Genomic DNA, 21,949 nt, shown 5'->3' with positions numbered 1-21,949 from the left:
GTCAACCTCCTCCTGTGAGGGCGGCCAGTGCCTGCTGCTGTTGGATCTCGTGCTGGCTGGATTCGTGGGATTCGCGTTCGCGCTGGGCTTCGCGGCCCGCTTCGAGCGCTTGGGCGGCACGGTCGTCGGTCGTCGAGCTCCGGGCTCGGGTGTGGCTGGTGCGGGATGTTCGCCGTTCGTGTTCGCGGCGCATCCAGTTGCGCCAGGTGGCGACCCAGTCGCGCTTGCGGCCCTGCTGGCCGGGGACCGATCGCCAGTAGTCGCAGAACGCCTCATGATCGGCTCTGCCGCAGCTCGGGGCGTTCTCCCGAGCCCACGCGGCCATCTCCTCGCTGACTGCGAAGTCGTCGGGCAACCGGTGACCGCGGTCGGTCTTCTTCTTCGTCGACTTCGTTGGCTTGGTGGTGTCCGTCTGGCCGGACGCGTCAGCGTCGGCGTCGCCCCCCACACCCCCAGACGGGTCCTGGCGCCTGGTGTCATCACTCGGGTCGGGACGGGCCGGGTCGGGACGGGACGGGCCGGGAGGATTCGGGGTGCGATCGGGGTCACTGTCAGCCCCCCGATCGGTACCCCGATCGCTGTCCTGTTCCTGTTCTTCCTGGCAAAGAGGACAGTCGGACTTCACGATCCCCTTAGCGACATGCCACCGCCGGTGGTTACCGACGATCGCCCCCGACGACGACTGCGATCGGGTGGCCTCCACATCGCTCCGGGACGGGTTGCGTTCGGCCCACTCGTGGAACTGGTATCCCCCCTCGACCCGCTTCCACAGCCCCGCTGCGACCAGCTCATCCGCCAGCTCGGGTTGGCCGCGGGACAACAGTGGGACCACGTGGTCGGGGATGCCGCCATCAGTGAGATGGTTTCCCGCCCAGGCACCCGCCACGGACCACAGCCCGAGCGCTGCCAAGCTCGCCGCCAGCGCTTTGGGGTGACTGTGGAAGCTGTCGTCCACCTTGAACCAGGTCACCTATCGCCTCCTCTGGTGTGGTCCGTGCCGGCCGCGGAGTCGTGTCACGCGGCCGGCACGGGGACTATGTGGTGTCGCCTCGTCACCCCGACCGTCGCGATGTCGTCGGTAGCGACTCGGGGGGCGATTCGGGGGGCGACTCGGAGAACTCGGGCCAGGTGATCCTGTCCAGGGCGGCCCGGTGGGTAGCGGGCACGGTAGCGATGGGGTAGCCGAGGTGGTCCGCGCCCATCGCGCACAGCACGACGGCGTCGGCGAGGTTGTCGTTTCCGCCGGTCACGTACTGGGGCCACCGGCGAGCGACGGCGTCGACGACAGCAGTCTTCAGCGCCTGCCCCTTGCCGGTGGCGTAGCGGCACCGCTGGGTCGGGGCAACCTCGGCGACAGGCACGCCCTGGGCGAGAAGGTGGCGGACGACGCGCCACCACAGCCCGGACCTCTCGTGTGCCCCGCCGCCCGAGCGGGAGTAGGCGGGCGCCTCGATTACGGCCAGGTCGGGGGTACCGACGGTGTCGAGAACTCCGCGCGCGAGGTTGACGATGGCGCGGTCGCGGTCGGCGAGCGGCAGGTTGGTGACGCCGGCGCGGCCGACGATCGTGCACCAGCCGATCGAGGAAGCGATGCCGGTGCCGGTGAGGCTGGCGTCGAGCCCGATCACGCGGGGGGCCGCCCCCGAAGGGGCGGCCGTGTTGTCGGAGGTCACTGGTCACCGCCCTCTTCCTGGTCGTCCTCGACGGGCTCGGCGGTGCACACCGCTGTTAGCAGCGCCTGCCAGGCGGTGGCCCGGTGCTCATCGCACGCCGGGGTTCCCAGCCGGATCGCCTGGCACCCGGCGCGCCCGCACACCACCCGGGCGGCGGCATCCACGCCCGTGGCGTCGGGGAGGGAGTCGTCGTCCTCCTCGTCCTCAGCTTCGGCGGCAAGCTGGTCGCGCTGCTCCCGGAATTGATCGCGCTCGGCGCGGGCGGCGTCGCGCTCGCGGCGCATTTCCTGGAGCATGTCTCGGGCGGCGTCGCAGCGGGTCCGGATGGCCTCCACGGCCGGGCGCTTGGGCTCCGGCGTGTGTGAGGTGGCCGGGGTGTCCTCGCATTCGCACGTGGCTGTATGGAGATCGCCGTGCTTGCCGTCCGGGCCGAGGGGCCGGTGACGGTCGCACTCGGCGATCAGTCGCTGGAGGCGGACGACGTGCTCGGCGCGACGCCCGTCGAGGGAATCGCTGATGCGGGCCGCGGCGACGCACAGCGTCTCCCGCAGCATCTGCGGCGAGTCGGGCACCACCAGGGCGCTCCCCCCCTCGACCAGGCGGACGTCGTCACGGTCGCCCCGCGCCTCCTCCCGCTGCCTGATCAGCCGATCGACCTCAGCGAGGAGAGCGTCTCGGTCGGCCGGGCCGTACATCACGGTGTCGCCGTCAAAATGCGCGGCGCGCTGCCGGATGGCCTCCAGGTCCGGCCTACGTGAGGTGTCTCTGTGGGCGGGGGTCTCACTCATCGGGTCTCTCCTGTCGTCGGGGTGTCGCTTCCTGATCGTTTTCGGGCGGGCACCTGTCATGACGCCATCCCCCGCACGCGCCACAGCGCGATGTGACCGATGTGCCAGTGCCGACCGCACCGGTACGGGCGCATGTGGTGCCCCGGGTGCAGCACCCGGGCAGCACGGCGGGCGTCACGACGCCGGGGGTAGAGGTGTTTTCCGCACCAGCGGCAGATCCCCACAGGGCGTGTCATGACGCACCCCCTTCCTGCTGTGCGTCATCAGCCTCGTTGGTGGGCGGGGCGTCGTCGACGATCTCGGCATCCACTAGGTCGCCGGTGGGCTCCGCTGGTTCGGCGCGGCGCGCCAACTCCTCGAGGACCGCGTCCGCTTCCTTCTGCGTCAGCAGCCGCGTCACCGGCACCTCTCGGCCGGTGATCTCCGCGTACAGCTCGAGGGCGGCGTCCTTGCCCAGGCCGAGGTCGCGGATCCGGCTTGCGATCTCGGACAGCTGGGCAGGGCCGATCATCGGTTCCCCGGAGGGCTGGGAGTATTCCGCCGCGACTGACTCTGCGATCGTCTTCCCCGGCCCCGAGGGCGCGGCGGCCGTGTCTTCCTCAGCCGCTGTCTCTTCCGGGGTGAAGATCCCGGACAAGTCCTGAGGGAACGCCGCCCGCAGCGCGAGCGCCTCGGCGACCTTGCCGAGCATGTGGACCCCCTTGGTCGCCCACATCTGGGTGGGATCGCCGTCCTTCTTCTTCTGCACGAACTCCGCCCAGTGCGCCACTCCCTCCAGCGGCTCGCGGAACCCCTTCTTGTAGACGGCGCACCGGGCGGCCACCGGCGGGCGGGACGGGTCCAGCCACACGTTCTTCCAGACCCCGTCCTCGCCGCACCACTGGATCGGGGTGCGGCCCTCGTAACGGCCGGTGCGCTCGGCGATCACTCGTAGCCCGTCGATCCCAGCCTGGATCGTGTGCCTGTAACCCCCGGACTGGTTGTCCCAGCGCTTGATCATGTAGAGCTGCTTGGCGAACGGGTCCAAGCCCGTCCGCTGGGCCTGGTGGAGGAACACCAGCTGGTCCCCGGACGGGGCGTCGGCGATGCCCAGCTGGGCGAGCGCGGCGCGTTGCGGCTCTGTCCACTCGGTCTGGGTCGGGTCCAGTGCCAGCGCGCCGACGCTGGACACGGCGATCTCGGTCGTGGTCATGTTACGGTGTCCTCTTCCTCGGTGCGGGTGCGGATGTCGGGAAGTTTGCGGCTGGCCACCACGAAAGGGGAGCCGTCGCCGCGGGCCTGCCGGGTGGCGATGGTGATCTCGCCGTAGCGGGCCTTCTTCGCGGCGCCCATGCGATCGGCGAGGATGGAGCGCTGGTGCTGTTCGTGCTCCTCGGCGGCCTTGAGCGTGTTCTTCGCCGAGCAGTAGGCGGCGGCCTCGTCGAAGGTCAGGTCGACGGTGGTGCCGTCGATGGCCGGGTGCAGCTCGCGCACGGTTTCGTAGGTGTTCTTGGCGCCGTCGAAGTCCGGGGGCTCGTTGAACATCAGCGAGTCGAGGAACAGCTCGGCGCGGTAGCGCAGGATCGCCGCGTCGTCGGGGTCGTAGCGCACCGTGTAGTGGCGGAACTCGAGGTTGCGGGTGAGCACGGCGACGTGGGCGACCGTGAGACCCAGCGCGTCGAGGTACCACATGATCTGGGTCCTGTAGTACAGCGGGATCTCGTCGGTGCCGGACGTTCCCCAGGTGTCGGGGTCGTCCTGCCCATCGGTCTTGACCTCGAGGATCCCGACCGGTTCGCCGGACTGCACGACGATGCCGTCAGGGTTGGCGAGCTGGTAGTCGCGCTCGTGGTGGACGAACGTTCCGGCGTCAGCGACCTCGTACTCGGGGTTCTTGTCGGCCCACCACTGGCGGATGCCGGGTTCGAGGTAGTGGCCGCGGGCCTGCGGTGCGGTGGTCGGCCCGTCGGTGACGCGTCCGGCCTTGAGGTGCCACAGCCGGTACGGGGACACCCAGGGGGACCGGCCGAGGACGGCGGCCATGTCGGACCCGCCGAGGCGTCCGGCACGTGCGGCGTGCCATTCCTGTTCGGACGCGTCCGGTCCGAGCACGCGCCGCGCCGACGGTGTGGCAAGGGTGGCCGGGCCAGGGGCAGCTTCCCCTCCGCCGCCTGGCCCGGCCGGGGGGCTGGACGCAGGCGGGGTCTCAGGGCCGCCCCCCAGGCGGTCCTCTCCCACCTTGGCTCCCGCGGGTGACGTTGACGTCCAGCTCATTGGTCTCTCCTAGAAGTGGTGGATGGTCAGTCCGTGGATGTCTCACGCACCCAGTCGGCGTATGTCCGCAGCGCGTGTCCCCATTCGGTGTCGGACGCGTCCGGGTCGCCCCGCAGGGCGGCGTGCACACGCCCGTGCAACCGGGTCACGAGGTCGGGCTCGGGAAGCGAACAGATCTCCGTGGGCATGCCGTTGGGGTCCCACCCGGTGACGACCACAGGGCCGGCGTAGGGCTGGGCGGCGGCGCCCAGGGCGGCGAGGACGCAGGAGGCGACCACGTTGCGCGGGTAGGTCTCGGGCCGGGTCAGCCCTACGTCGTTGACCCACCCGGCTATGCCGTAGTCCTCGTCCAGCCGCACCCGGTCAGGTCCTTCCGGCCCGACTTCTGTCCAGACCGTGTCCACGGCGTCGCCGCCCCGGGTGCGGTGGGCCAGCGTCCCGTCCGTGGTGATGACGGCGTAACGCATCACTCACCTCCCAGGTGCGCGCGCACCTCGGCGGTGCGGTAGCGGCGGTGCCCGCCCAAGGTCCGGACCGAGGTGAGTTTTCCTGCCTTGGCCCACCGACTGACGGTCTTGGGGTCCACACGGAACGCTGCGGCGACCTCAGCCGGGGTCATCAGCTCGGACTCGGTGCTGGTCTTAATAACGGTGGCCATCGGGTCTCCTAGAGGTAGGTGCGGACGGTCTGAGGGCTGATGCCGAGCTCGGCGGCGATCTCCCGGACCGGAAGCCCTTGGGTGGCGAGGTCGTGAGCTCGCGCAGCGCGAGCCCGCCGTCGTCGCGTCTGCCGGTCGGTCAGGTCGTCCGGGTCACGAGTGGCGGCCGCGTATTTCGACACGGTCGATGGATGCACCCCGAGCTCGCGGGCGATCTGGGTGTTCGTGAGGTGCAGCTCATCGAGCTCGCGGAACCGCTGGAGACGCTGTTCCGCAGCCGCCGCGCGGCGAGTGTTCTCGTCGCAGACGTGACACTTCGCGTCCCGAAGGCGCGCCTGGTCGATCGTTCTGCCGCACGCGTCGCAGGTGGTCATCTCCCGCTGCCGGGGCGGGGCGGGCTGCTGCGGTTCGCACCCGCGGAGGATCATCTCCCGTTGGCGGCGCGTGTAGCCGCCCCAGATCCCGTGCTCAGGCTGCTGCAGCCCGGTCTCCAGGCACTGTTCTCGGACCGAACACTCGTTCCAGCACACGGGAATCGCTTCGGCGCGATCTTCAGGGGTTTCGTCGTCCCACCAGTGAGGCGAGTACTCGACTGACTGGCAGGCGGCGTGTTCCACCCAGGTCACTGGCCACCTCCGTCCCGGGAGGTGACAGCGCGCATCAGCGCCTCGGCGTCATCATCGGAACGATTCCTTCGCCGTGCCCTGCGAAGCTGCTCTTCCCGAACGTCGGCGGCGCGCAGCTCCCACACGAGCCACCCAGCGGCTGCTAGTGCGACAAGCTGCAACACGATGGCGGTGATCAACAGGATGGTGGTCGTCACCGTCCCACCCCCCAATGCCAGAGCTCCGAAAGCTGCCGGACGATGGTTTCGATTTCCTTGGCCTCGGACTCGGTGCGGTGCCATGGCGCCTTGCAGGCGATCTCCAACCGGCGCGCGGACAGTTCCTCTAGGTCCTGGTGCGCCGCTTCGAGCCACTCGGCGGGCGTCTGTGCGTCGGTGATCCTCATCGGGCCACCTCCTCGCGCTCGTCGTAGGCGCGACGGACCGACTCGGGCTCGCCCTGGTCACTACCGAGCCGCGCGTAGAGTCGCACTCGCACGCCCGACACGATGAGCTCCGCGGCAGCACTGCTGCCGAACGGCCGCGGGCCGGACACCACGCAGTCGGAGAGCTGACCGACCCACTCGTACAGCTCATCGATGGTGTCCATCTGGCCCGTCACCAGCGGCACGTCTCCGAGCTCGTAGGGACCGATGTGGTCGACATGGTGCACCGTCCAGTGGCCGATCGGGAGCTCCGGGTAGGCGGACGTGAGGTGCAGCAGGGCTTGCACTCCCTGCGCTTGCAGGGTGTGTGCGGTAACCTCGCTCATGGCCTTTCCTTTCGTGTTGGGTTTTGGCCAGCCCCCACCTGGCGGTATCCGGGTGGGGGCGCTTTTACGGAGTCAGCCGCGGCGGCTGCGCTCCTTGTCCCACCGCTTCCTGGCCATCTGGCGCAGGTGGGCACGGCGGGCAGACTCGGCTGCCTGGGCGCGCTCGGCGGGGGCCATCTCGCCGTTCGGGTCGACGACGGCTTCCCACCGCTGGATCGAGGCTCGGCGGGCGGGCAGGGTGCGAGCCGTCCGGTCCTTGGTGTCGGCCCAGCTCCAGTGGGCGGCGATAGACGCGGACTCGGAGCGGCGCTTGGGGTCCTTCGCAGCCATCACGCACCCCCATCCGTGAGCGAGTGCCACACCTGATCGAAGAGGTCGCGATCCTGCTCGGTGTACACCGCGACATCGCGCTGAGCCCCATCAACGAACCGGCGCGAGGTGCCGGGGGATTCGCCGTGGCGGCGGACGTACAGGGCCTTGATCTGCTTCCCGAAGGCAGGGGCGAGCTTGCGCGCCGCAGTTCCTGTGACGCCTTGCTCGTCCAGGTACTCCCCTACGGTCAGCAGGCGCGTCGACGAGTCCTGATCGGGCTCCTCGCCCAGGGCGCGCCCGGCAACCTCGCGGGCCTTGGCTTCCAGCCACGACCGGTCGACGATGCCGTCGAGAACCCGCAGAACTTCGGCTTGGGCCTTGGCGCGGGCGGTGATCGCGGCGAGCTGGTCATCGGTGGCCCGCGGGTTGATGGCGCCGCCCTTGGTCCAGTACTGCTCGATCGCGTCGGCGACCTCGGCCTGATACATGACGAGCTTGGGTGCGACGTCCTTGCCGACTCGCTTCTCATCGATGGTGGCGAGGAGCATGAGGAAGGTACGGACGTCGCAGGTGGTCATCTCCCGCTGCTTGCCGTCTTCGGCAACCATTGGCCTCTGACCAACGGTTGCCCATGAACGGCTGCGGAGCTTGGTGTACTGCGTCGGGTAGTCGAGCCCCAGGGCTTCGACGGCGGGCTTGAGAACGATGTGGGGCTGACCCTGGACATCGACAGTCCAGATCTCGTCGCCGTGGAACGGGATGCGAACGACCGAGTTCATGGCGTCACTTCCGTACTTCCGTGTCGCGTCGAAGATCAGCGACCGAGCATCCGAACGCCGCCGCCATGCGCTCTAGCCGCTCATGTCCGGCGTTGCGCGTGCCGCCTTCGATCTCGCAGATCAGGCTGATCCCGCACCCAACCGCATCGGCGATCTGGGATTGGGTCATCCCAGCCCGCTTCCGGGCGATGTACACCGCCTCGGGGTCGTGAGTGAGTGGCTTCTTCATGGTGCGAACCTAGCGCACTCGTTTGCGAAATTCAAGAACCTACTGCGATACGCTGCGCACATGCGTGATCATGTGCCGTGCAAGTGAGGGAATGCTCACCTACGCTAGACTTCGCGAAAGTTCGCGAAGATGATGGGAAGTATGAGCAACGAAACGCCCCCCGAAGGCGAGATCATCGAGGCAGCCCGCAGACGCCACCGCCTGTCTCAGAACAAGGCGGCCAAGGCCGCAGGCATCAGCGGCACACGCTGGCGTCAGGTCGTCAAGGGCGTCGCCAGCGGGGGGACCGGCGTCGTATTACCGACACGCGGGAATGCGGAAACCGTCGCGCACATGGCTCACGCGGTCGGAGTCTCGCCTGACCAGCTCGCCGAGGCGGACCGCGCCGACGCCGCCGACGTGCTACGAGGACTGGAGCTCGACAACGCCACTGAGCAGGAGAGCCCCACGCTCCACGATGGGTTCGAGCGCTCGGTGTGGGCGGACACGAGCCTGAGCGTTGACAAGCGTCTCGACATCATCGCCGAGTATCGCGCGTCCAGGATCATCGAGGAACGTAAAAAAAACAATGGGGGCAATGACAACCAGCAAGCCGGATAGTCTCGATTGAGACACAACTCACCGGTAGGTCTAAAAATGACCTAAATGCAGGTAACAGGATGACCGTAAGGGGTCATCTATGGGCACCATCATCCTCGCGGGCACAATGGTGTGCCTCGCCGGTACCGTCATCATCGCGCTGTGTCGCATACACAGACGGGTCGTCCGACTTGAGAGCGCAGCCCCGCCGACGTCACGGCGAGATCTTGACGACGAACTCGAACGGCGCGTCAATCAGCGCATCGACGCGCACGACACGGTGCCGCATCCCCGACGATCGCCGGAGCGCACCCGCGGACACCTCAGCCTGTATCGCGGCGGGGCCATCGCTGCTCCCGCACTGGTCGCCGGAGCGTGGTTGCGAGACGGGGTGCGGCACCATGCCGTAGCTACGTCGGGAACCGCAGCGGTAGCGGGCACGCTCATCCTCGGCGTGACCCTGCTCCCCGCCCCCGGGGATACGGCGCCGGACGCCGCTCCGGCTCCGCTGGTGACGCCATCGGCCGACCCGGACCAGGGGGACACGCGCCAGCAGCCCGCCCCGCGGGCGACGCCGGAGGACGTCACCGTGACGGAACCGCGGGCAGCACCGGAGGAGCACGACCGCGCCGAGGAGCAACCCGCCCCCGAGGACGGCACCGGCGGCGGCGACCAGGCGGCGGAAGACGGTGGCGAGCCCGAGCACGGCCAGGAGCCGGAGCGGGAGCGGGAACACGACCGCGCCGAGGAAAGCGACAGGCCGCCGGAACGCGACGAGGAAGACGACCAGGAGCCCGACGAGGACGAGGGCCGTTGGTGCGTCCCTCCGCACCACGCCGAGTCGGTCGTAGATCTCTGCCTCCCTCACGAACTCCTCCGCTGAACACGAAAAAGCCCCGCCGCACACCGCGGCGGGACTGAACTCTGCAGTCAGCGGGTGGACCCGTTCATCTGGGTCACACTCTGCCGTCGATGCCTGCTCGCTGTAGCGCGGACCACGCCCGCTGCTGTTCCGTGTCCGAAGCGTAGAGGGCGACGTGGCGCAGGTCCTGCCACCCGAGGATCTGGGCGACGTAGGTCCGGTCCACATCCTCATCCAGCAACCGGGTCGCCAACGTGCGGCGGAACCTGTGGGCATGCACCCGAGACGTGATCCCCGCCTGGGTGGCGCGGCGCTTGAGGATGCGCTGGATACCCTCAGTGGCGAGCCCGCCCTGCTGACCAATCCACAACGCAGAGGCATGAGCCTTAGAGTGAGTGGCCCGCGCCCGCAGGTACCGGTCGAGGGCCATCACGGTCTTCGCTCCGATCGGCACCAGGTGCACCCGGCCCCCCTTCAACCTCAGCCGCAACAATGGCTGCTTGCCGTCGAGGAACACGTCATTCTTGTCGTCGTTGTCGAGTTGAGGGTGGTCCGGGTCGTAGCGCAGACCGGTCATGCCCCCGAGACGGATGCCCGTACCCCAGAACGTTCGGATGATCGCCTCGTCGCGGCGCGCCGCGAAGCTGGTGCCGCGGCACGCCTTGATCAGGGACTGGACCTCCTCGTCGGAGAAGGCCGGCCGTGGGGGATCCACGGTCTTCGGCGGGGTGACGTCGAGCATCGGGTTCTCCGACCGGCGGATCGCCTGCTCCCGGCCGGACGTCAGCCACTTGTACAACGCCTTGAGGTTTCGGTAGTGGAACGCAGCAGTGTTGCTGCTGGTGCGATCGGCCACGGCGATGAGGAAGTCCTGGATCTCCTCATCGCCGATCTCAGCCGGCGTGGCCGACGACCGGTTCTCGTCCAGGTAGGCCGAGAACTGACGAAGGGTGCGAAGATAGTTGCGGATGGTCGTGTCGCTTTTGCTCTCGGCTCGCAGGTAACGCGTCCAGGAGTGGGACAGGTCGCCGACGGGCGTGTCGGCGATAGTGGCCTTGCGCGGCATGACTACTCCTCGGGCGGTCGGAGTCGCACGGCGGCGGAATAGTACGCACACGATGCCGTGTGCGACTCTGGCCAGTCGCGGATTTTCTGTATTTCCGCAGCTCAGTGACGTTGCATCCCGCACACGACTGGACGCACTAGTGTGCGTAGTGGGGAAACCGGGAGAGGGAGAGCTACACCATGCCGAACACCAACGACACGCGGGTCGCCAGTTACCAACCGCTCATCGCGCCGCGCGACCTCCTCGCCGAGCTGCCGATGGGACCGGAGCGAGCCTCGCTCGTCGCCGACGCCCGCGGCGACGTGAAGAACATCCTGGACGGGACCGACGACCGGCTGCTCGTCATCACGGGCCCGTGCTCGGTACACGACACCGCCGCCGCGCTGGAGTACGCGCAGCGCCTCTCCGGCCTCGCGCCCGCCGTGCAGGAGGAACTGCGCGTGGTGATGCGGGTGTACTTCGAGAAGCCGCGCACCACCCTGGGGTGGAAGGGGCTCATCAACGACCCGGGTCTGGACGAGAGCTACGACGTGCACCGGGGGCTGCGCACGGCGCGCAAGCTCCTGCTGGACATCAGCTCGCTGGGTGTCCCGGCCGGGACGGAGTTCCTCGACCCGATCACCCCGCAGTACATCGCGGACGCGGTCGCCTGGGGCGCCATCGGCGCGCGCACCACCGAGAGCCAGGTGCACCGCCAGCTCAGCAGCGGACTGAGCATGCCCGTCGGGTTCAAGAACGGCACGGACGGCGACGTCCAGGCCGCCGTGGACGCCTGCGGCGCCGCGGACGCCCCGCACACCTTCTTCGGCGTCGACCCGGCCGGTGCCGGGTCGGTGGTGAACACCTCCGGCAACCCGGACTGCCACGTGATCCTGCGCGGCGGACGCGGCGGACCGAACTACGACGCCGACAGCGTGAACGCCGCGCTGGACACGGTGGAACGCGCCGGACTGCCGCGGCGGCTGATGATCGACGCGAGCCACGCCAACAGCGGCAAGGACCACACGCGCCAGCCGGGCGTGGCCGAGGACATCGCGCGCCAGGTCGCCGCGGGGCAGCACGGCATCACCGGCGTCATGCTGGAGAGCTTCCTGCAGGAGGGCGCCCAGAAGCTCACCTCCCCCGACCAGCTCGCCTACGGCCAGTCCATCACCGACTCGTGCATGAGCTGGGAGACGACCGAGGAGGTACTGAACGGCCTCGCCGAGGCAGTGCGCCAGCGCCGCAAGGCGTGACGCGCCGACACCGTCCCCGGGGGCGCCCGCTTCCGTCCCGCACCCGGCCGCGGCCTCCCCGGGGACGGCGAGTACCTCCCGCACGGCTCCGCGCCAGGGCCTTGCCAGAGTGAGACGCCGAACGTGGCACTGGCCCGGGGGCCGGCGGCCGAGCGCGGAGCCGGTTCCGGGTTCGGTGGCGCGGCGGCACGGACCGTACCGGCCGGTTCCCCGCGCCTCCTCCTCATCCCACCGCCCATACCGACAGCACGAACCCCCTGGTCAGAGGAGTTTTTTCGGATTCTCCAGCGCGCCGGGACGGCGTCCGGCAGAATGACCGGTGTCGGCAGTTCGGTTACGAACTCGTGTTCGCGTTGGCATGCTGCCGAATTCGCCCTGGGGGTGGTGTGGGCTGCCCCCAGGGCTCCACCCCGCCGGCCGGGCCGTGACGAGCCGAGCGCCGGAGTTCCCGCACACCGCTCCACATCCACCCGCGCGGCGGGAGAGGCACTGGTCAGAACGCCGACCCGCACCCGCGCTCTGGGCTCAGGGAAACGGCACTGCTAGGCTGAAAGCCAGTCAACGACCCCGCACGGGAGAGTGTCCTCGCAGCCAGCGCGGACCGCCGAAGGAGCAATTCCTCCCCGCAGAACCTCTCAGGCGCGACGGACCGTACGGGTGAGACCACTCTGGAAAGCAGGGGCCGCGGGTGGCCCCTCGCCGAAGGTGCAAGCCGCTCGGCGCGGCGAAGCTCTCAGGCACCGATGACAGAGGGGGAGGATGGCAACGCCTGCACTGACACGACGCCCATCCTCGCGGGAGAACAATGACAGCGCCTGACAGCGGCACGGACGCGCAACCGCGCGAGACCGCGCTGCGCGAGACGCACGAACACCTCGGTGCGACACTGGTCGACTTCGCCGGCTGGCTGATGCCGTTGCGGTACAGCAGCGAGAAAGCCGAGCACACGGCGGTGCGGGAGAAAGCGGCCCTTTTCGACCTCTCTCACATGGGAGAGATCCGCATCACCGGCCCGCAGGCGGCCGACCTCCTCGACTACGCCATGGTGGGCCACCTGTCGGCCGTCAAGATCGGACGCGCGCGCTACACGATGATCACCGCCGAGGACGGCGGGGTGCTGGACGACCTCATCGTGTACCGGCTGGCCGACGACGACTACCTGGTGGTCGCCAACGCCGCCAACGCGGACACCGTGCTGGCCGCCCTCACGCAACGCTCCACCGGTTTCGACGCCCGGGTGGACGACCAGACCGAGGACTACGCCCTGCTGGCCCTGCAGGGTCCCGAGGCCGCCCGCATCCTGGCGCCGCTCACCGACGCCGACCTGGACCAGATCCGCTACTACGCCGGCTACCGGCACACCGTCGCCGGGCACGAGGTGCTGCTCGCCCGCACCGGCTACACCGGCGAGGACGGATTCGAGATCTTCCTCAAGCCCGCGTCGGCCGCGCCCGAGGTGTGGCGGGCGCTGCTTTCCGAGGGCGAACAGTACGGGCTGGTCCCCGCCGGCCTGTCGGCGCGGGACACGCTGCGTCTGGAGGCGGGGATGCCGCTGTACGGCAACGAGCTCAGCGCCGACATCACGCCCTTCTCCGCCGGCCAGGGCCGGGTGGTGAAGTTCGACAAGCCCGGTGACTTCGTCGGCCGCGCCGCCCTCGCCGAGGCGTCGGAGAGCCAGCGTCCGCGCCGCCTGGTGGGGCTCGTCGGCCGGGGCCGCCGAGTGCCGCGCAAAGACCAGAACGTGCTGTGCGACGGCCAGGTGGTGGGCAACGTCACCAGCGGAGCACCGTCGCCTACGCTGGGAAGTCCTATCGCCATGGCCTACGTCGACGGTGGCCTGTCGGCCGCGGCAGGCACGTTCGCCGTGGACGTGCGGGGGCGCCCGGAGGAGGTCGACGTCGTCGACCTGCCCTTCTACAAGCGGGATCGCTGAGATCCCGGCCCCGCGTGGGCCATGGCGCGAGCCACGGCTGCGGGCAGCGCCGCCCGCCCGGCAGAATCTCACCGGGCGGGTCGAGCGCGGCGCCCGCGCCTGGTACAGGGCCGCGTGGTAGTGGAAGCACGAGGCGTCCGCACCCCGGCCAGGCCGTTCCGGACAATGGAAAACCTCCTGGAGAGTCGAATTGAGCGTTCCCGCTGAGCTGAACTACACGAACGAGCACGAATGGGTCGCCATCAACGACGGTGTCGCCACCATCGGCATCACGGCCTACGCCGCCGAGGCGCTGGGCGACATCGTCTACGTGGAACCGCCCGAGGTGGACACGACCGTCGCGGCGGGCGACACCTGCGGCGAGGTCGAGTCGACCAAATCGGTCAGCGACCTCTACTCCCCCGTCAACGGTGAGGTCGTCGACGTGAACCGCACCGCTGTGGACGAGCCGGAGCTCATCGGAACGGACCCCTATGGCCAAGGCTGGCTGTTCAAGGTGGAACTCACCGACGAACCGTCCAACCTGCTCACTCCGGAGCAGTACACCCAACTGACCGAAGGTGAAGGTTAATCAGATGTCCTCCGAGAAGAACCTTCTCGATCAGTCGCTGGAACAGCTCGATCCCGACGTCGCCGCCGCCGTCGACGACGAGTTGGGTCGGCAGCGCCAAACCCTGGAGATGATCGCCTCCGAGAACTTCGCGCCGCAGGCGGTCCTGGAAGCCCAGGGGACCGTACTGACCAACAAGTACGCCGAGGGCTACCCGGGACGCCGCTACTACGGCGGCTGCGAGCACGTCGACGTCGTCGAGCAGCTCGCCATCGACCGGGCGAAGGAACTGTTCGGCGCCGAGTACGCCAACGTCCAGCCGCACTCGGGCGCCCAGGCCAACACGGCCGTGTACTTCGCGCTGCTCAAGCCGGGCGACACCATCCTCGGGCTGGACCTGGCGCACGGCGGGCACCTCACCCACGGGATGAAGATCAACTACTCCGGTAAGATCCTCAACCCCGTGGCCTACCACGTCCGGGACGAGGACGGGCTGATCGACTACGACGAGGTGGAGAAGCTCGCCACCGAGCACCAGCCCAAGATGATCGTGGCCGGCTGGTCCGCCTACCCGCGCCAGCTCGACTTCGCGCGGTTCCGCGAGATCGCCGACCGGGTGGGCGCGCTGCTCCTGGTGGACATGGCGCACTTCGCCGGTCTGGTCGCGGGCGGCGTGCACCCCAACCCGGTGCCGTACGCCGACGTGGTCACCACCACCACGCACAAGACCCTCGGCGGCCCCCGCAGCGGGCTCATCCTCGCCAAGGAGGAGTACGCCAAGAAGATCAACTCGGCGGTGTTCCCCGGCATGCAGGGCGGCCCGCTGGAGCACGTCATCGCGGGCAAGGCAGTCGCGCTGAAGGTCGCCGCCGGCGAGGAGTTCGCCGACCGGCAGCGGCGCACCGTCTCCGGCGCGAAGATCCTCGCCGAGCGGCTCACCCGGGAGGACACCGCCGCGGCCGGGGTGAACGTGCTCAGCGGCGGCACCGACGTCCACCTGGTGCTGGTGGACCTGGTGAACTCACAACTCAACGGCCAGGAGGCCGAGGACCGGCTGCACGAGATCGGCATCACGGTGAACCGCAACGCGGTGCCCAACGACCCGCGCCCGCCGATGGTCACCTCCGGCCTGCGCATCGGCACGTCGGCGCTGGCCACCCGGGGCTTCGACGACGCGGACTTCACCGAGGTGTCCGACATCATCGCCCAGGCACTCACCCCGGAGTACGAGGCGGAGTCGCTGCGGCGTCGGGTTGACGCGCTCGCGACGAAGCATCCGCTCTACCGGAACCAGTAGGGGCCACACTCCCCTACCCGACAGAGGTAGCCGGGTCGTGCGTTGTTGGGAAACCGGCGGCGCGTGATCCGGCTACACCTGTCTGGAGGACAATCCACTTCCCTGTGCTCAACGAGGAGGGCAGGACATTGGCCATCAGCGTCTTCGATCTTTTCTCCATCGGAATCGGCCCGTCGAGCTCGCACACGGTCGGTCCGATGCGTGCCGCCCGCACGTTCGTGTCCCGGCTGGCGCAGGAGGGGCTGCAGCAGCGCACCGCCCGTGTCCGGGCGCAGCTGTACGGCTCGCTCGCGCTGACCGGGAAGGGGCACGGGAGCGACACCGCGATCATCCTCGGCCTGCTCGGCGAGACCCCGGAGGGTGTCGACGTGGACGCCGTCCCCGACCTGCTGGCGGCGGTGCGCGACACCGGCCGGCTGCGGCTGGGCGGCGGGCGCGAGGTGGCCTTCGACCCGGCCGAGGACATCGAGTTCCGGCGCAAGGAGCAGCTGCCCGGCCACCCCAACGGGATGCGGTTCCTCGCCCACGACGCCGACGGGGAGGAGCTCCTCGCCGCGGCCTACTACTCGGTGGGCGGCGGTTTCGTGGTGAACGAGCAGGCCACCGGCTCCGACCGGATCAAGGAGGACGACACCCCGCTGCCCCACCCGTTCGGTACCGCCGCCGAGCTGCTGGCGCTGTGCCGGGACACGGGCATGTCGATCAGCGACATCATGCTCGCCAACGAGCAGGCGTTCGGCCGCAGCGCCTCGGAGGTCCGCGGCCAGCTGCTGGAGATCTGGCGGACCATGCGCGAGTGCGTGCGGCACGGGGTGAACAGCGAGGGGACTCTTCCCGGCGGGCTCAACGTCCCCCGGCGCGCGCCCGGGTTGTACCGGCAGCTGGGCGGGCAGTGCGACAGCGAGGGGCTGATCAAACCGGACCCGCCCGAGCTGGACGACCCCATGCGGGGCAGCGACTGGATCACGCTCTACGCGCTGGCGGTCAACGAGGAGAACGCGGCGGGCGGGCGCGTGGTGACCGCGCCGACGAACGGCGCCGCCGGCATCATCCCGGCCGTGCTGCACTACTACATGCACTTCACCCGCGACGCCGGTGAGGAGGGGGTGGTGCGTTTCCTGCTCACGGCCGGCGCGATCGGCATCCTGTTCAAGCAGAACGCCTCCATCTCGGGCGCCGAGGTGGGCTGCCAGGGCGAGGTCGGTTCGGCGTCGTCGATGGCCGCGGGCGGGCTCGCCGAGGCGTTGGGCGCCTCCTCGGAACAGGTGGAGAACGCCGCGGAGATCGCCATGGAGCACAACCTCGGCCTGACGTGCGACCCGATCGGCGGACTGGTGCAGGTGCCGTGCATCGAACGCAACGCGCTGGCGTCGGTGAAGGCGATCAGCGGCACCCGCATCGCGATGCGCGGCGACGGGAGCCACTTCGTGTCGCTGGACAAGGCCATCCGGACCATGCGCAACACCGGCGCGGACATGATGGACAAGTACAAGGAGACGAGCCGCGGGGGGCTGGCCGTCAACGTCATCGAGTGCTGAGACCGCCGGCGGACCCGCGCCTCGGTCGCGGGCGGCCGACCAGGGGCGGCACGCGCAACCGCGCGGCCCTGGTCAACGGTGCGGAGCGCTCAGCTCACCCGGCGGGGCACCGCCCGGCGCCTCGGCCTCTCCCCGCGCACCCGCCGCGGGCGCGTCGCGCGGCGGGTGCGCGTGTGCCGGCCGATCGCGCCTGCGCGGCCGTGACATGGGGCACCAGTGGTACATGTGCTACCCTTAGTACATGTCGATGCAGCGAACGAATGTGTACGCCCACCCCGAGGACCTGGCTCTCATCAAGGAATCCGCGCGGCGACGCGGTATCCCGGAAGCCGAGATCATCCGCGAGGGTATCCACATGGCGGCCCTGGCGAACCGGGTCTGGGACGAACCGCTCTCCTGGCCCACCTTCGATGGTGGCGGCGCGCCGGTCTCCGATGACGAGATCACCACCACGATCGCTGACGGGAAGACCGGCCAGTGATCGTCGTCGCTGACACGTCGGGGATCATCGCCGCTTCGGACCGCAACGCCACCGACTCCGCAGCATGCCGGAACGTACTGGATGAAGCCGGAACAGTACTCATCTCCCCCTTGGTACTCGCGGAGACCGACCATATGGCCAAAGCCCGCTTCGGCTCCGCCGCCCGCGACGGGATCACCTCGTTCATCCTCACGCAAGCGCGACGCATGCGATTCCTCATCCCGGAGATCAGCACCGAGCTGCTGGGCACGGCCCATGCCGTGCGCCAGCGCCACTCCGCTCTCGGCCTCGACCTCGCTGACGCTGTGAACGTCGCCCTGGCCGCCGAGTACGGCACGACGGCGGTACTGACGCTGGACCGGCGCGATTTCCGTGCGCTGCGTCCCCTCACTCCGCACGGATCCTTCCGGTTGCTCCCGGACGACGGGTAGGCCTCCGATACAGTCCCCGCACGGCCTCCGACCCTCCCACCAGCCATATGTGAATATCTTTCGCGAAATGTGGCATGCTCGCGGGATGACCGACACTCGCGCGCAGTACGACGCGGCGACCCGGGAACTCGAACCGCCGTTCGCCGTCGTGGACGCGGCCGCGTTACGCGCGAACGCGGCCGACCTGGCCGCCCGCGCCGGCGGGACCACCATCCGCGTGGCAAGCAAGTCCGTGCGGTGCCGCCACGTCCTGGACGACATCCTGCGCTTCCCCGGATACAGCGGGATTCTGGCGTTCACTCTGCCCGAGGCGCTCTGGCTCGCCGCTGACGGCCCCAGCGGCCCCGTCAGCGACGACATCGTCGTCGCCTACCCCACCACCGACACCGGCGCCATCGCGCGCTTGGCGGCCGACCCCCGCGCGGCGGCCAGCGTCACCCTGATGGTGGACAGCGCCGCCCACCTCGACCTGATCACCGCGGCCGCCCCCGACCCCGAACACCCCGTCAAGGTCTGCATCGACATCGACGCGAGCTGGCAGCCCGCCGGGCCGCGCCTGCGCGTGGGCGCGCACCGCTCCCCCGTCCGCACCCCGCAGCAGGCGGCGCGCCTCGCCCGCGACATCACCCGCCGGCCCGGCCTGCACCTCGACGGGATCATGGCCTACGAGGCCCAGATCGCCGGGGTCGGCGACGCGCCGCCGGGACGCCCGGTGTACGGGCGGGTGCTGCGCTGGGTCCAGCGGCGTTCCCGGCACGAGCTGGCCCGCCGCCGCGCCGCGATCGTGCGGGCGGTGCGCGACGTCGCCGACGTCCGGTTCGTCAACGGCGGCGGGACGGGCAGTCTGCACACCACCAGCCGGGAACGCGCCGTCACCGAGGTCGCCGCGGGCTCGGGCCTGTACCAGCCGCGGCTGTTCGACCACTACTCCGGTTTCACCGGCCGGCCCGCCGCCCTGTTCGCGCTGCCCGTGGTGCGCAGGCCCGCTCCCGGTGTCGCCACGGCGCTCGGCGGCGGCTACCTCGCCTCCGGAACCGCCGACAGCCAGCGGCTGCCCCAGCCCTACCTGCCCGCCGGCCTCGACTACAGCTCCGCCGAGGGCGCCGGGGAGGTGCAGACGCCGCTGCTGGGGGAGGCCGCCGACTCGTTGCGGGTCGGCGACCGGGTCTGGATGCGCCACGCCAAGGCGGGCGAGCTCTGCGAACGGTTCGCCGAGCTGCACGTCCTGGACGGCGAACCGCCCCGCGTCGTCCGCAGCGTCCCCACCTACCGGGGGGAGGGGCACGCGTTCCTCTGAGGAGCGGCGCGGGGCACGCGCGCGGTCAGCTGCTGCGCCTGCGCCGCCAGACGCCCACCAGGCCGACCGCCACCGCCAGGCCCACACCGGCGCCCAGCAGGAGCACCTCCGGGGGGAGCTGGCCGCGGGAGACGTAGGTGGAGACCACGTCGTCCTCGCCCTTCACCCGGATGCTGCCTTCCGGGGGGTCGACGACGTGGCTCTCCCTGCGCACCGTGCCGTCCCCCAGCACCAGAGCGCGCGCCTCATCGACGAGGTACTCGCCGGTGCCGCGCACCCGCTGCCAACTCCGCTGGGCGACGTTGCGCGGTTTGGCGCGGTCGGCCAACTCGTCCAGGCTCCATGCCAGGCGCCGCTGCGCCTGCTCGATCTCCGCCTGCACACTGTCCGGGTTCCGGGGTTTCCCGGCGGGGTCGCGTTCCTCCATCGCGTGTTCGGGCGCGGCCCCGCCGCCGGCGGGGAGGAGGCGCCCTTCTCCTTCCTGGCGGTGTGGGTGTGTCCGCCGCCGCGTCGCAGCGGACGGGTGTACGTGCGGTCGGTGCGCTACTTCACAGTAACGTCGGATGCCCGGCCGCCCACCCGGCAGGGCCGGGGTTGTGGCCCCGTACGGGCCCGGCTAGGCCGTGCCCGTGGTGCGCGCGGGGTCGCCGGCCATGTCCTCGGCTGGGCGCGTGAAGCTCAACGCACCGTCGATTCCGTCCACAACCCGGAAGAAATCCTGTGTAGACAACCACAGTTTATAGACGATCGCGGTCTCGAACGCGAGCAGCAAACCGCCGGCGACGACAGTGATCCACCCGATGGCGGCGCCCGCCAACGCTCCCGCCAGCGGCGCCGCGATGAACACCGCCATCTGGAACTCGATCCCGCTCACCAGGTGGGTGCGGACGCGGCGCTCCCGCAGCGCGTCCCAGATCCGCTGGTACCACGGGAAACGGGAACGGAACTCCTGGTGCAGGTCCACGTTGGGCAGCTCCACCTCGGGATGCTTGCCGGCGCGGCGGGTTCCGCTCTCCTCCTTCTCCGTGTGGGTGCGCAGAATCTGTTCCAGGACCGATATCCCGTGGCGCAGCACCGCCTGCTCCCCCTGGTCGCTCATCGGGGGATCCTCCCCCTCGGGGGCGGTGTCGGGGAGTTCCAGCGTGGACAGCGTCGCCCGCGCGCGTTCCAGCACCCCGGCGATGTGCGAACGCATCTCCCGGCGCATCTTGTACACCTGCAGGGCGTTGAGGTAACGCAGCATGTCCACGAACACCACCGCCAGGGCCAGCCACACGAACACGACCTCGTCGGTCAGCACGTACTGGCCGCCCATGAGCGCGATCGCGCACACCAGTACCCGGAACCGGTCGAACACGTAGTCCATCCACGCGCCGAACAGGCTCTCCTGGTCGGTGAGCCGGGCCAGTTTGCCGTCCGTGCAGTCCAGCAGGAAGCACAGGTAGTACAGCACGGCACCGGCGATGAGGAACGGCCACGTGCCCAGGGCGAAGCAGACCGCCGCTCCCAGCCCCAGGAACAGGATCGCCACGGTGAGCTGGTTGGGGGTGATCCGCGTGCGGTTCGCCACCAGCCGCACCAGGCGGACGGCGATGGGGTCGACCATTCCCACCGTCCACCAGGAGTCGCGGGTCCGACACGTGCGCTCCCGGACCTCCTCCAAGGTAAAACCAGACATCGTGGTCTCAACTCCCAAACGCGAAGCGGATGTGCTCCGGTCCTGCGGTGTCGACCCGCAGCGCCGACGACCGGGGGGGTGTGCCGCATGAGTCTACGCATGAAGCGCCGCCCCGCAGGAATCGCACCAAGCGTACGAGTCCGGCCAACAATAAGTGATCATTAAACCGTACGCCTACGTAGCGGATAAAACGGTCACCATTCGTACCTGGGCAAAGACCACTCGGCAACCGGCGTGCTGGTGGCCCGAACACGGGAGGGCCGGTAACCACCATCCCCGATGTGGCGCCCTACCCGGGACACGGCACCGCTACGCACCGTCTAACCTGGAACGGCGGTCCCGACCGCGTTCCACCCGTTCCCGTGGAGGAGACCCGTGAGCGAAGCCACCCGTCTGAACACCGGCGACACCGCCCCCGACTTCACGCTGGACAGCGCCGACGGCTCCCCCGTCACGCTCAGCAAGGTCGTCGCGGACGGCGGGAAGCGCGTCGTGCTGTACTTCTACCCCGCGGCCATGACGCCCGGGTGCACGACCGAAGCCTGCGACTTCCGGGACAACCTGCGCGACTTCGAGGACGCCGGGCTGACCGTCCTGGGCATCTCCCCGGACACCACCGACAAGCTCGCCCAGTTCCGGGACAAGGAGGGGCTGACGTTCCCGCTGCTCGCCGACCCCGACAAGGAGGTCATGCGCTCCTACGGGGCGTTCGGCGAGAAGAACAACTACGGCAAGATCGTCGAGGGCGTCATCCGCTCCACCTTCGTCGTCGGTGCCGACCTCACTGTGGAGAAGGCGCTCTACAACGTGAAGGCCACCGGCCACGTGGACCGGGTGAAGCGCGACCTCGGCCTGTGACAGCCCACCAGCTCCCGGGCCGGGGAATTTGCGGTTCCCGGCCCGAACTGTCATTGTCACACCCAACAGCCTCACC

General features: G+C 69.6%; 29 protein-coding genes and 1 riboswitch. Of the genes, 11 read left to right on the top strand and 18 right to left on the bottom strand.

The window, feature by feature from the left end; all coding sequences use genetic code 11:
* Window position 1: 1 nt before the first annotated feature.
* The 15 genes from FHX37_RS02310 to FHX37_RS02240 form a co-directional block, all read right to left on the bottom strand.
* Entirely contained in the window at window positions 2-970 is a 969-nt protein-coding gene (locus tag FHX37_RS02310) for a hypothetical protein (RefSeq protein WP_141921820.1), read from the bottom strand.
* 82 nt (window positions 971-1,052) lie between these two features.
* A complete protein-coding gene (locus tag FHX37_RS02305; RefSeq protein WP_141921819.1) occupies window positions 1,053-1,673 on the bottom strand; it encodes a hypothetical protein in 621 nt (206 codons plus the stop codon).
* The gene (locus FHX37_RS23120) at window positions 1,670-2,461 is read right to left on the bottom strand and encodes a hypothetical protein (protein WP_211351722.1); all 792 of its coding nucleotides are present in this window, start codon (window positions 2,459-2,461) and stop codon (window positions 1,670-1,672) included. The genes FHX37_RS02305 and FHX37_RS23120 overlap by 4 nt, the downstream gene beginning before the upstream one ends.
* A gap of 56 nt (window positions 2,462-2,517) precedes the next feature.
* Window positions 2,518-2,697: a hypothetical protein gene (locus FHX37_RS02295; RefSeq protein WP_141921818.1), complete on the bottom strand. Its 180-nt coding sequence runs from the start codon at window positions 2,695-2,697 to the stop codon at window positions 2,518-2,520.
* Window positions 2,694-3,653 (bottom strand): phage recombination protein Bet, encoded by a 960-nt coding sequence (gene bet / locus FHX37_RS02290; RefSeq protein ID WP_141921817.1) that lies wholly within the window; start codon window positions 3,651-3,653, stop codon window positions 2,694-2,696. Before bet ends, FHX37_RS02295 begins: the two co-directional genes overlap by 4 nt.
* Window positions 3,650-4,552, bottom strand: coding sequence for a YqaJ viral recombinase family nuclease (locus tag FHX37_RS02285; RefSeq protein WP_170181483.1), 903 nt, complete (start codon window positions 4,550-4,552; stop codon window positions 3,650-3,652). Before FHX37_RS02285 ends, bet begins: the two co-directional genes overlap by 4 nt.
* A gap of 188 nt (window positions 4,553-4,740) precedes the next feature.
* A complete protein-coding gene (locus FHX37_RS02280; RefSeq protein WP_170181482.1) occupies window positions 4,741-5,181 on the bottom strand; it encodes a hypothetical protein in 441 nt (146 codons plus the stop codon).
* Entirely contained in the window at window positions 5,181-5,372 is a 192-nt protein-coding gene (locus FHX37_RS02275; protein WP_141921814.1) for a BldC family transcriptional regulator, read from the bottom strand. The genes FHX37_RS02280 and FHX37_RS02275 overlap by 1 nt, the downstream gene beginning before the upstream one ends.
* 8 nt (window positions 5,373-5,380) lie before the next feature.
* Complete coding sequence (locus tag FHX37_RS02270; protein WP_141921813.1) at window positions 5,381-5,998, bottom strand: helix-turn-helix domain-containing protein; 618 nt, start codon at window positions 5,996-5,998, stop codon at window positions 5,381-5,383.
* Window positions 5,995-6,195, bottom strand: coding sequence for a hypothetical protein (locus tag FHX37_RS02265; protein WP_141921812.1), 201 nt, complete (start codon window positions 6,193-6,195; stop codon window positions 5,995-5,997). Before FHX37_RS02265 ends, FHX37_RS02270 begins: the two co-directional genes overlap by 4 nt.
* Window positions 6,192-6,383, bottom strand: coding sequence for a hypothetical protein (locus FHX37_RS02260; RefSeq protein ID WP_141921811.1), 192 nt, complete (start codon window positions 6,381-6,383; stop codon window positions 6,192-6,194). Before FHX37_RS02260 ends, FHX37_RS02265 begins: the two co-directional genes overlap by 4 nt.
* Window positions 6,380-6,748 (bottom strand): hypothetical protein, encoded by a 369-nt coding sequence (locus FHX37_RS02255; RefSeq protein ID WP_141921810.1) that lies wholly within the window; start codon window positions 6,746-6,748, stop codon window positions 6,380-6,382. The genes FHX37_RS02260 and FHX37_RS02255 overlap by 4 nt, the downstream gene beginning before the upstream one ends.
* 72 nt (window positions 6,749-6,820) lie before the next feature.
* Window positions 6,821-7,078 (bottom strand): hypothetical protein, encoded by a 258-nt coding sequence (locus FHX37_RS02250; RefSeq protein WP_141921809.1) that lies wholly within the window; start codon window positions 7,076-7,078, stop codon window positions 6,821-6,823.
* Window positions 7,078-7,839: a phage antirepressor N-terminal domain-containing protein gene (locus FHX37_RS02245; RefSeq protein WP_141921808.1), complete on the bottom strand. Its 762-nt coding sequence runs from the start codon at window positions 7,837-7,839 to the stop codon at window positions 7,078-7,080. Before FHX37_RS02245 ends, FHX37_RS02250 begins: the two co-directional genes overlap by 1 nt.
* Before the next feature lie 4 nt (window positions 7,840-7,843).
* A complete protein-coding gene (locus FHX37_RS02240) occupies window positions 7,844-8,068 on the bottom strand; it encodes a helix-turn-helix domain-containing protein (protein ID WP_141921807.1) in 225 nt (74 codons plus the stop codon).
* Between the two features lie 141 nt (window positions 8,069-8,209).
* Between FHX37_RS02240 and FHX37_RS02235 the strand changes: the two genes are divergently transcribed.
* Both FHX37_RS02235 and FHX37_RS02230 read left to right on the top strand, forming a co-directional pair.
* Window positions 8,210-8,668: a helix-turn-helix domain-containing protein gene (locus FHX37_RS02235; RefSeq protein WP_170181481.1), complete on the top strand. Its 459-nt coding sequence runs from the start codon at window positions 8,210-8,212 to the stop codon at window positions 8,666-8,668.
* Between the two features lie 79 nt (window positions 8,669-8,747).
* Window positions 8,748-9,530 carry a hypothetical protein gene (locus FHX37_RS02230; RefSeq protein WP_141921805.1) on the top strand — a complete coding sequence of 261 codons (783 nt, stop codon included), beginning with the start codon at window positions 8,748-8,750 and terminating at the stop codon, window positions 9,528-9,530.
* A 73-nt stretch (window positions 9,531-9,603) separates the two neighbouring features.
* Here FHX37_RS02230 and FHX37_RS02225 read toward each other — a convergent pair whose 3' ends face one another.
* On the bottom strand, window positions 9,604-10,575 hold the full coding sequence (locus tag FHX37_RS02225) for a tyrosine-type recombinase/integrase (RefSeq protein WP_141921804.1): 972 nt from the start codon (window positions 10,573-10,575) through the stop codon (window positions 9,604-9,606).
* A 179-nt stretch (window positions 10,576-10,754) separates the two neighbouring features.
* On the opposite strand from FHX37_RS02225, the gene FHX37_RS02220 reads away from it, so the two are divergent.
* The 8 genes from FHX37_RS02220 (at window position 10,755) to FHX37_RS02185 (ending at window position 19,337) form a co-directional block, all read left to right on the top strand.
* Window positions 10,755-11,810 (top strand): 3-deoxy-7-phosphoheptulonate synthase, encoded by a 1,056-nt coding sequence (locus FHX37_RS02220; RefSeq protein WP_141921803.1) that lies wholly within the window; start codon window positions 10,755-10,757, stop codon window positions 11,808-11,810.
* 562 nt (window positions 11,811-12,372) lie between these two features.
* Window positions 12,373-12,472, top strand: a riboswitch (glycine riboswitch).
* 143 nt (window positions 12,473-12,615) lie between these two features.
* A complete protein-coding gene (gcvT, locus tag FHX37_RS02215) occupies window positions 12,616-13,743 on the top strand; it encodes a glycine cleavage system aminomethyltransferase GcvT (RefSeq protein WP_141921802.1) in 1,128 nt (375 codons plus the stop codon).
* Window positions 13,744-13,933: 190 nt separating this feature from the next.
* Entirely contained in the window at window positions 13,934-14,314 is a 381-nt protein-coding gene (gcvH, locus tag FHX37_RS02210) for a glycine cleavage system protein GcvH (RefSeq protein WP_141921801.1), read from the top strand.
* Window positions 14,315-14,318: 4 nt separating this feature from the next.
* Window positions 14,319-15,590, top strand: coding sequence for a serine hydroxymethyltransferase (glyA, locus tag FHX37_RS02205; RefSeq protein WP_141921800.1), 1,272 nt, complete (start codon window positions 14,319-14,321; stop codon window positions 15,588-15,590).
* 128 nt (window positions 15,591-15,718) lie between these two features.
* Window positions 15,719-17,128 (top strand): L-serine ammonia-lyase, encoded by a 1,410-nt coding sequence (locus FHX37_RS02200; protein ID WP_141921799.1) that lies wholly within the window; start codon window positions 15,719-15,721, stop codon window positions 17,126-17,128.
* A 247-nt stretch (window positions 17,129-17,375) separates the two neighbouring features.
* The gene (locus tag FHX37_RS02195) at window positions 17,376-17,609 is read left to right on the top strand and encodes a ribbon-helix-helix domain-containing protein (RefSeq protein WP_246062038.1); all 234 of its coding nucleotides are present in this window, start codon (window positions 17,376-17,378) and stop codon (window positions 17,607-17,609) included.
* Window positions 17,606-18,040, top strand: coding sequence for a PIN domain-containing protein (locus FHX37_RS02190; protein WP_141921797.1), 435 nt, complete (start codon window positions 17,606-17,608; stop codon window positions 18,038-18,040). The genes FHX37_RS02195 and FHX37_RS02190 overlap by 4 nt, the downstream gene beginning before the upstream one ends.
* An 85-nt stretch (window positions 18,041-18,125) precedes the next feature.
* Window positions 18,126-19,337, top strand: coding sequence for an alanine racemase (locus tag FHX37_RS02185; protein ID WP_141921796.1), 1,212 nt, complete (start codon window positions 18,126-18,128; stop codon window positions 19,335-19,337).
* Window positions 19,338-19,362: 25 nt separating this feature from the next.
* Here FHX37_RS02185 and FHX37_RS02180 read toward each other — a convergent pair whose 3' ends face one another.
* Both FHX37_RS02180 and FHX37_RS02175 read right to left on the bottom strand, forming a co-directional pair.
* Window positions 19,363-19,764, bottom strand: a complete 402-nt coding sequence (locus FHX37_RS02180) for a DUF3618 domain-containing protein (protein WP_141921795.1) — start codon at window positions 19,762-19,764, stop codon at window positions 19,363-19,365.
* Between the two features lie 189 nt (window positions 19,765-19,953).
* Complete coding sequence (locus tag FHX37_RS02175; protein ID WP_141921794.1) at window positions 19,954-21,015, bottom strand: CDP-alcohol phosphatidyltransferase family protein; 1,062 nt, start codon at window positions 21,013-21,015, stop codon at window positions 19,954-19,956.
* Window positions 21,016-21,390: 375 nt separating this feature from the next.
* On the opposite strand from FHX37_RS02175, the gene bcp reads away from it, so the two are divergent.
* A complete protein-coding gene (gene bcp / locus FHX37_RS02170) occupies window positions 21,391-21,873 on the top strand; it encodes a thioredoxin-dependent thiol peroxidase (RefSeq protein ID WP_141921793.1) in 483 nt (160 codons plus the stop codon).
* The last annotated feature ends 76 nt before the right edge of the window (window positions 21,874-21,949 follow it).

Source organism: Haloactinospora alba (genome assembly GCF_006717075.1).
GTDB classification, from domain to species: domain Bacteria; phylum Actinomycetota; class Actinomycetes; order Streptosporangiales; family Streptosporangiaceae; genus Haloactinospora; species Haloactinospora alba.
Note: the sequence above shows the minus strand (reverse complement) of the source record. Positions and strands in the feature narration are given on the sequence as shown.

Bases quoted from the DNA above. Each gene is read 5' to 3' on its own strand.
- FHX37_RS02240 (WP_141921807.1), bottom strand. From the start codon at position 8,068: ATGAAGAAGCCACTCACTCACGACCCCGAGGCGGTGTACATCGCCCGG.
- FHX37_RS02185 (WP_141921796.1), top strand. From the start codon at position 18,126: ATGACCGACACTCGCGCGCAGTACGACGCGGCGACCCGGGAACTCGAA.
- FHX37_RS02195 (WP_246062038.1), top strand. From the start codon at position 17,376: ATGCAGCGAACGAATGTGTACGCCCACCCCGAGGACCTGGCTCTCATC.
- FHX37_RS02175 (WP_141921794.1), bottom strand. From the start codon at position 21,015: ATGTCTGGTTTTACCTTGGAGGAGGTCCGGGAGCGCACGTGTCGGACC.
- FHX37_RS02245 (WP_141921808.1), bottom strand. From the start codon at position 7,839: ATGAACTCGGTCGTTCGCATCCCGTTCCACGGCGACGAGATCTGGACT.
- FHX37_RS02220 (WP_141921803.1), top strand. From the start codon at position 10,755: ATGCCGAACACCAACGACACGCGGGTCGCCAGTTACCAACCGCTCATC.
- FHX37_RS02275 (WP_141921814.1), bottom strand. From the start codon at position 5,372: ATGGCCACCGTTATTAAGACCAGCACCGAGTCCGAGCTGATGACCCCG.
- glyA (WP_141921800.1), top strand. From the start codon at position 14,319: ATGTCCTCCGAGAAGAACCTTCTCGATCAGTCGCTGGAACAGCTCGAT.
- bet (WP_141921817.1), bottom strand. From the start codon at position 3,653: ATGACCACGACCGAGATCGCCGTGTCCAGCGTCGGCGCGCTGGCACTG.
- FHX37_RS02260 (WP_141921811.1), bottom strand. From the start codon at position 6,383: ATGAGGATCACCGACGCACAGACGCCCGCCGAGTGGCTCGAAGCGGCG.
- FHX37_RS02230 (WP_141921805.1), top strand. From the start codon at position 8,748: ATGGGCACCATCATCCTCGCGGGCACAATGGTGTGCCTCGCCGGTACC.
- FHX37_RS02225 (WP_141921804.1), bottom strand. From the start codon at position 10,575: ATGCCGCGCAAGGCCACTATCGCCGACACGCCCGTCGGCGACCTGTCC.
- FHX37_RS02180 (WP_141921795.1), bottom strand. From the start codon at position 19,764: ATGGAGGAACGCGACCCCGCCGGGAAACCCCGGAACCCGGACAGTGTG.
- gcvT (WP_141921802.1), top strand. From the start codon at position 12,616: ATGACAGCGCCTGACAGCGGCACGGACGCGCAACCGCGCGAGACCGCG.
- FHX37_RS02295 (WP_141921818.1), bottom strand. From the start codon at position 2,697: ATGACACGCCCTGTGGGGATCTGCCGCTGGTGCGGAAAACACCTCTAC.
- FHX37_RS23120 (WP_211351722.1), bottom strand. From the start codon at position 2,461: ATGAGTGAGACCCCCGCCCACAGAGACACCTCACGTAGGCCGGACCTG.
- FHX37_RS02255 (WP_141921810.1), bottom strand. From the start codon at position 6,748: ATGAGCGAGGTTACCGCACACACCCTGCAAGCGCAGGGAGTGCAAGCC.
- FHX37_RS02250 (WP_141921809.1), bottom strand. From the start codon at position 7,078: ATGGCTGCGAAGGACCCCAAGCGCCGCTCCGAGTCCGCGTCTATCGCC.
- FHX37_RS02235 (WP_170181481.1), top strand. From the start codon at position 8,210: ATGAGCAACGAAACGCCCCCCGAAGGCGAGATCATCGAGGCAGCCCGC.
- FHX37_RS02280 (WP_170181482.1), bottom strand. From the start codon at position 5,181: ATGCGTTACGCCGTCATCACCACGGACGGGACGCTGGCCCACCGCACC.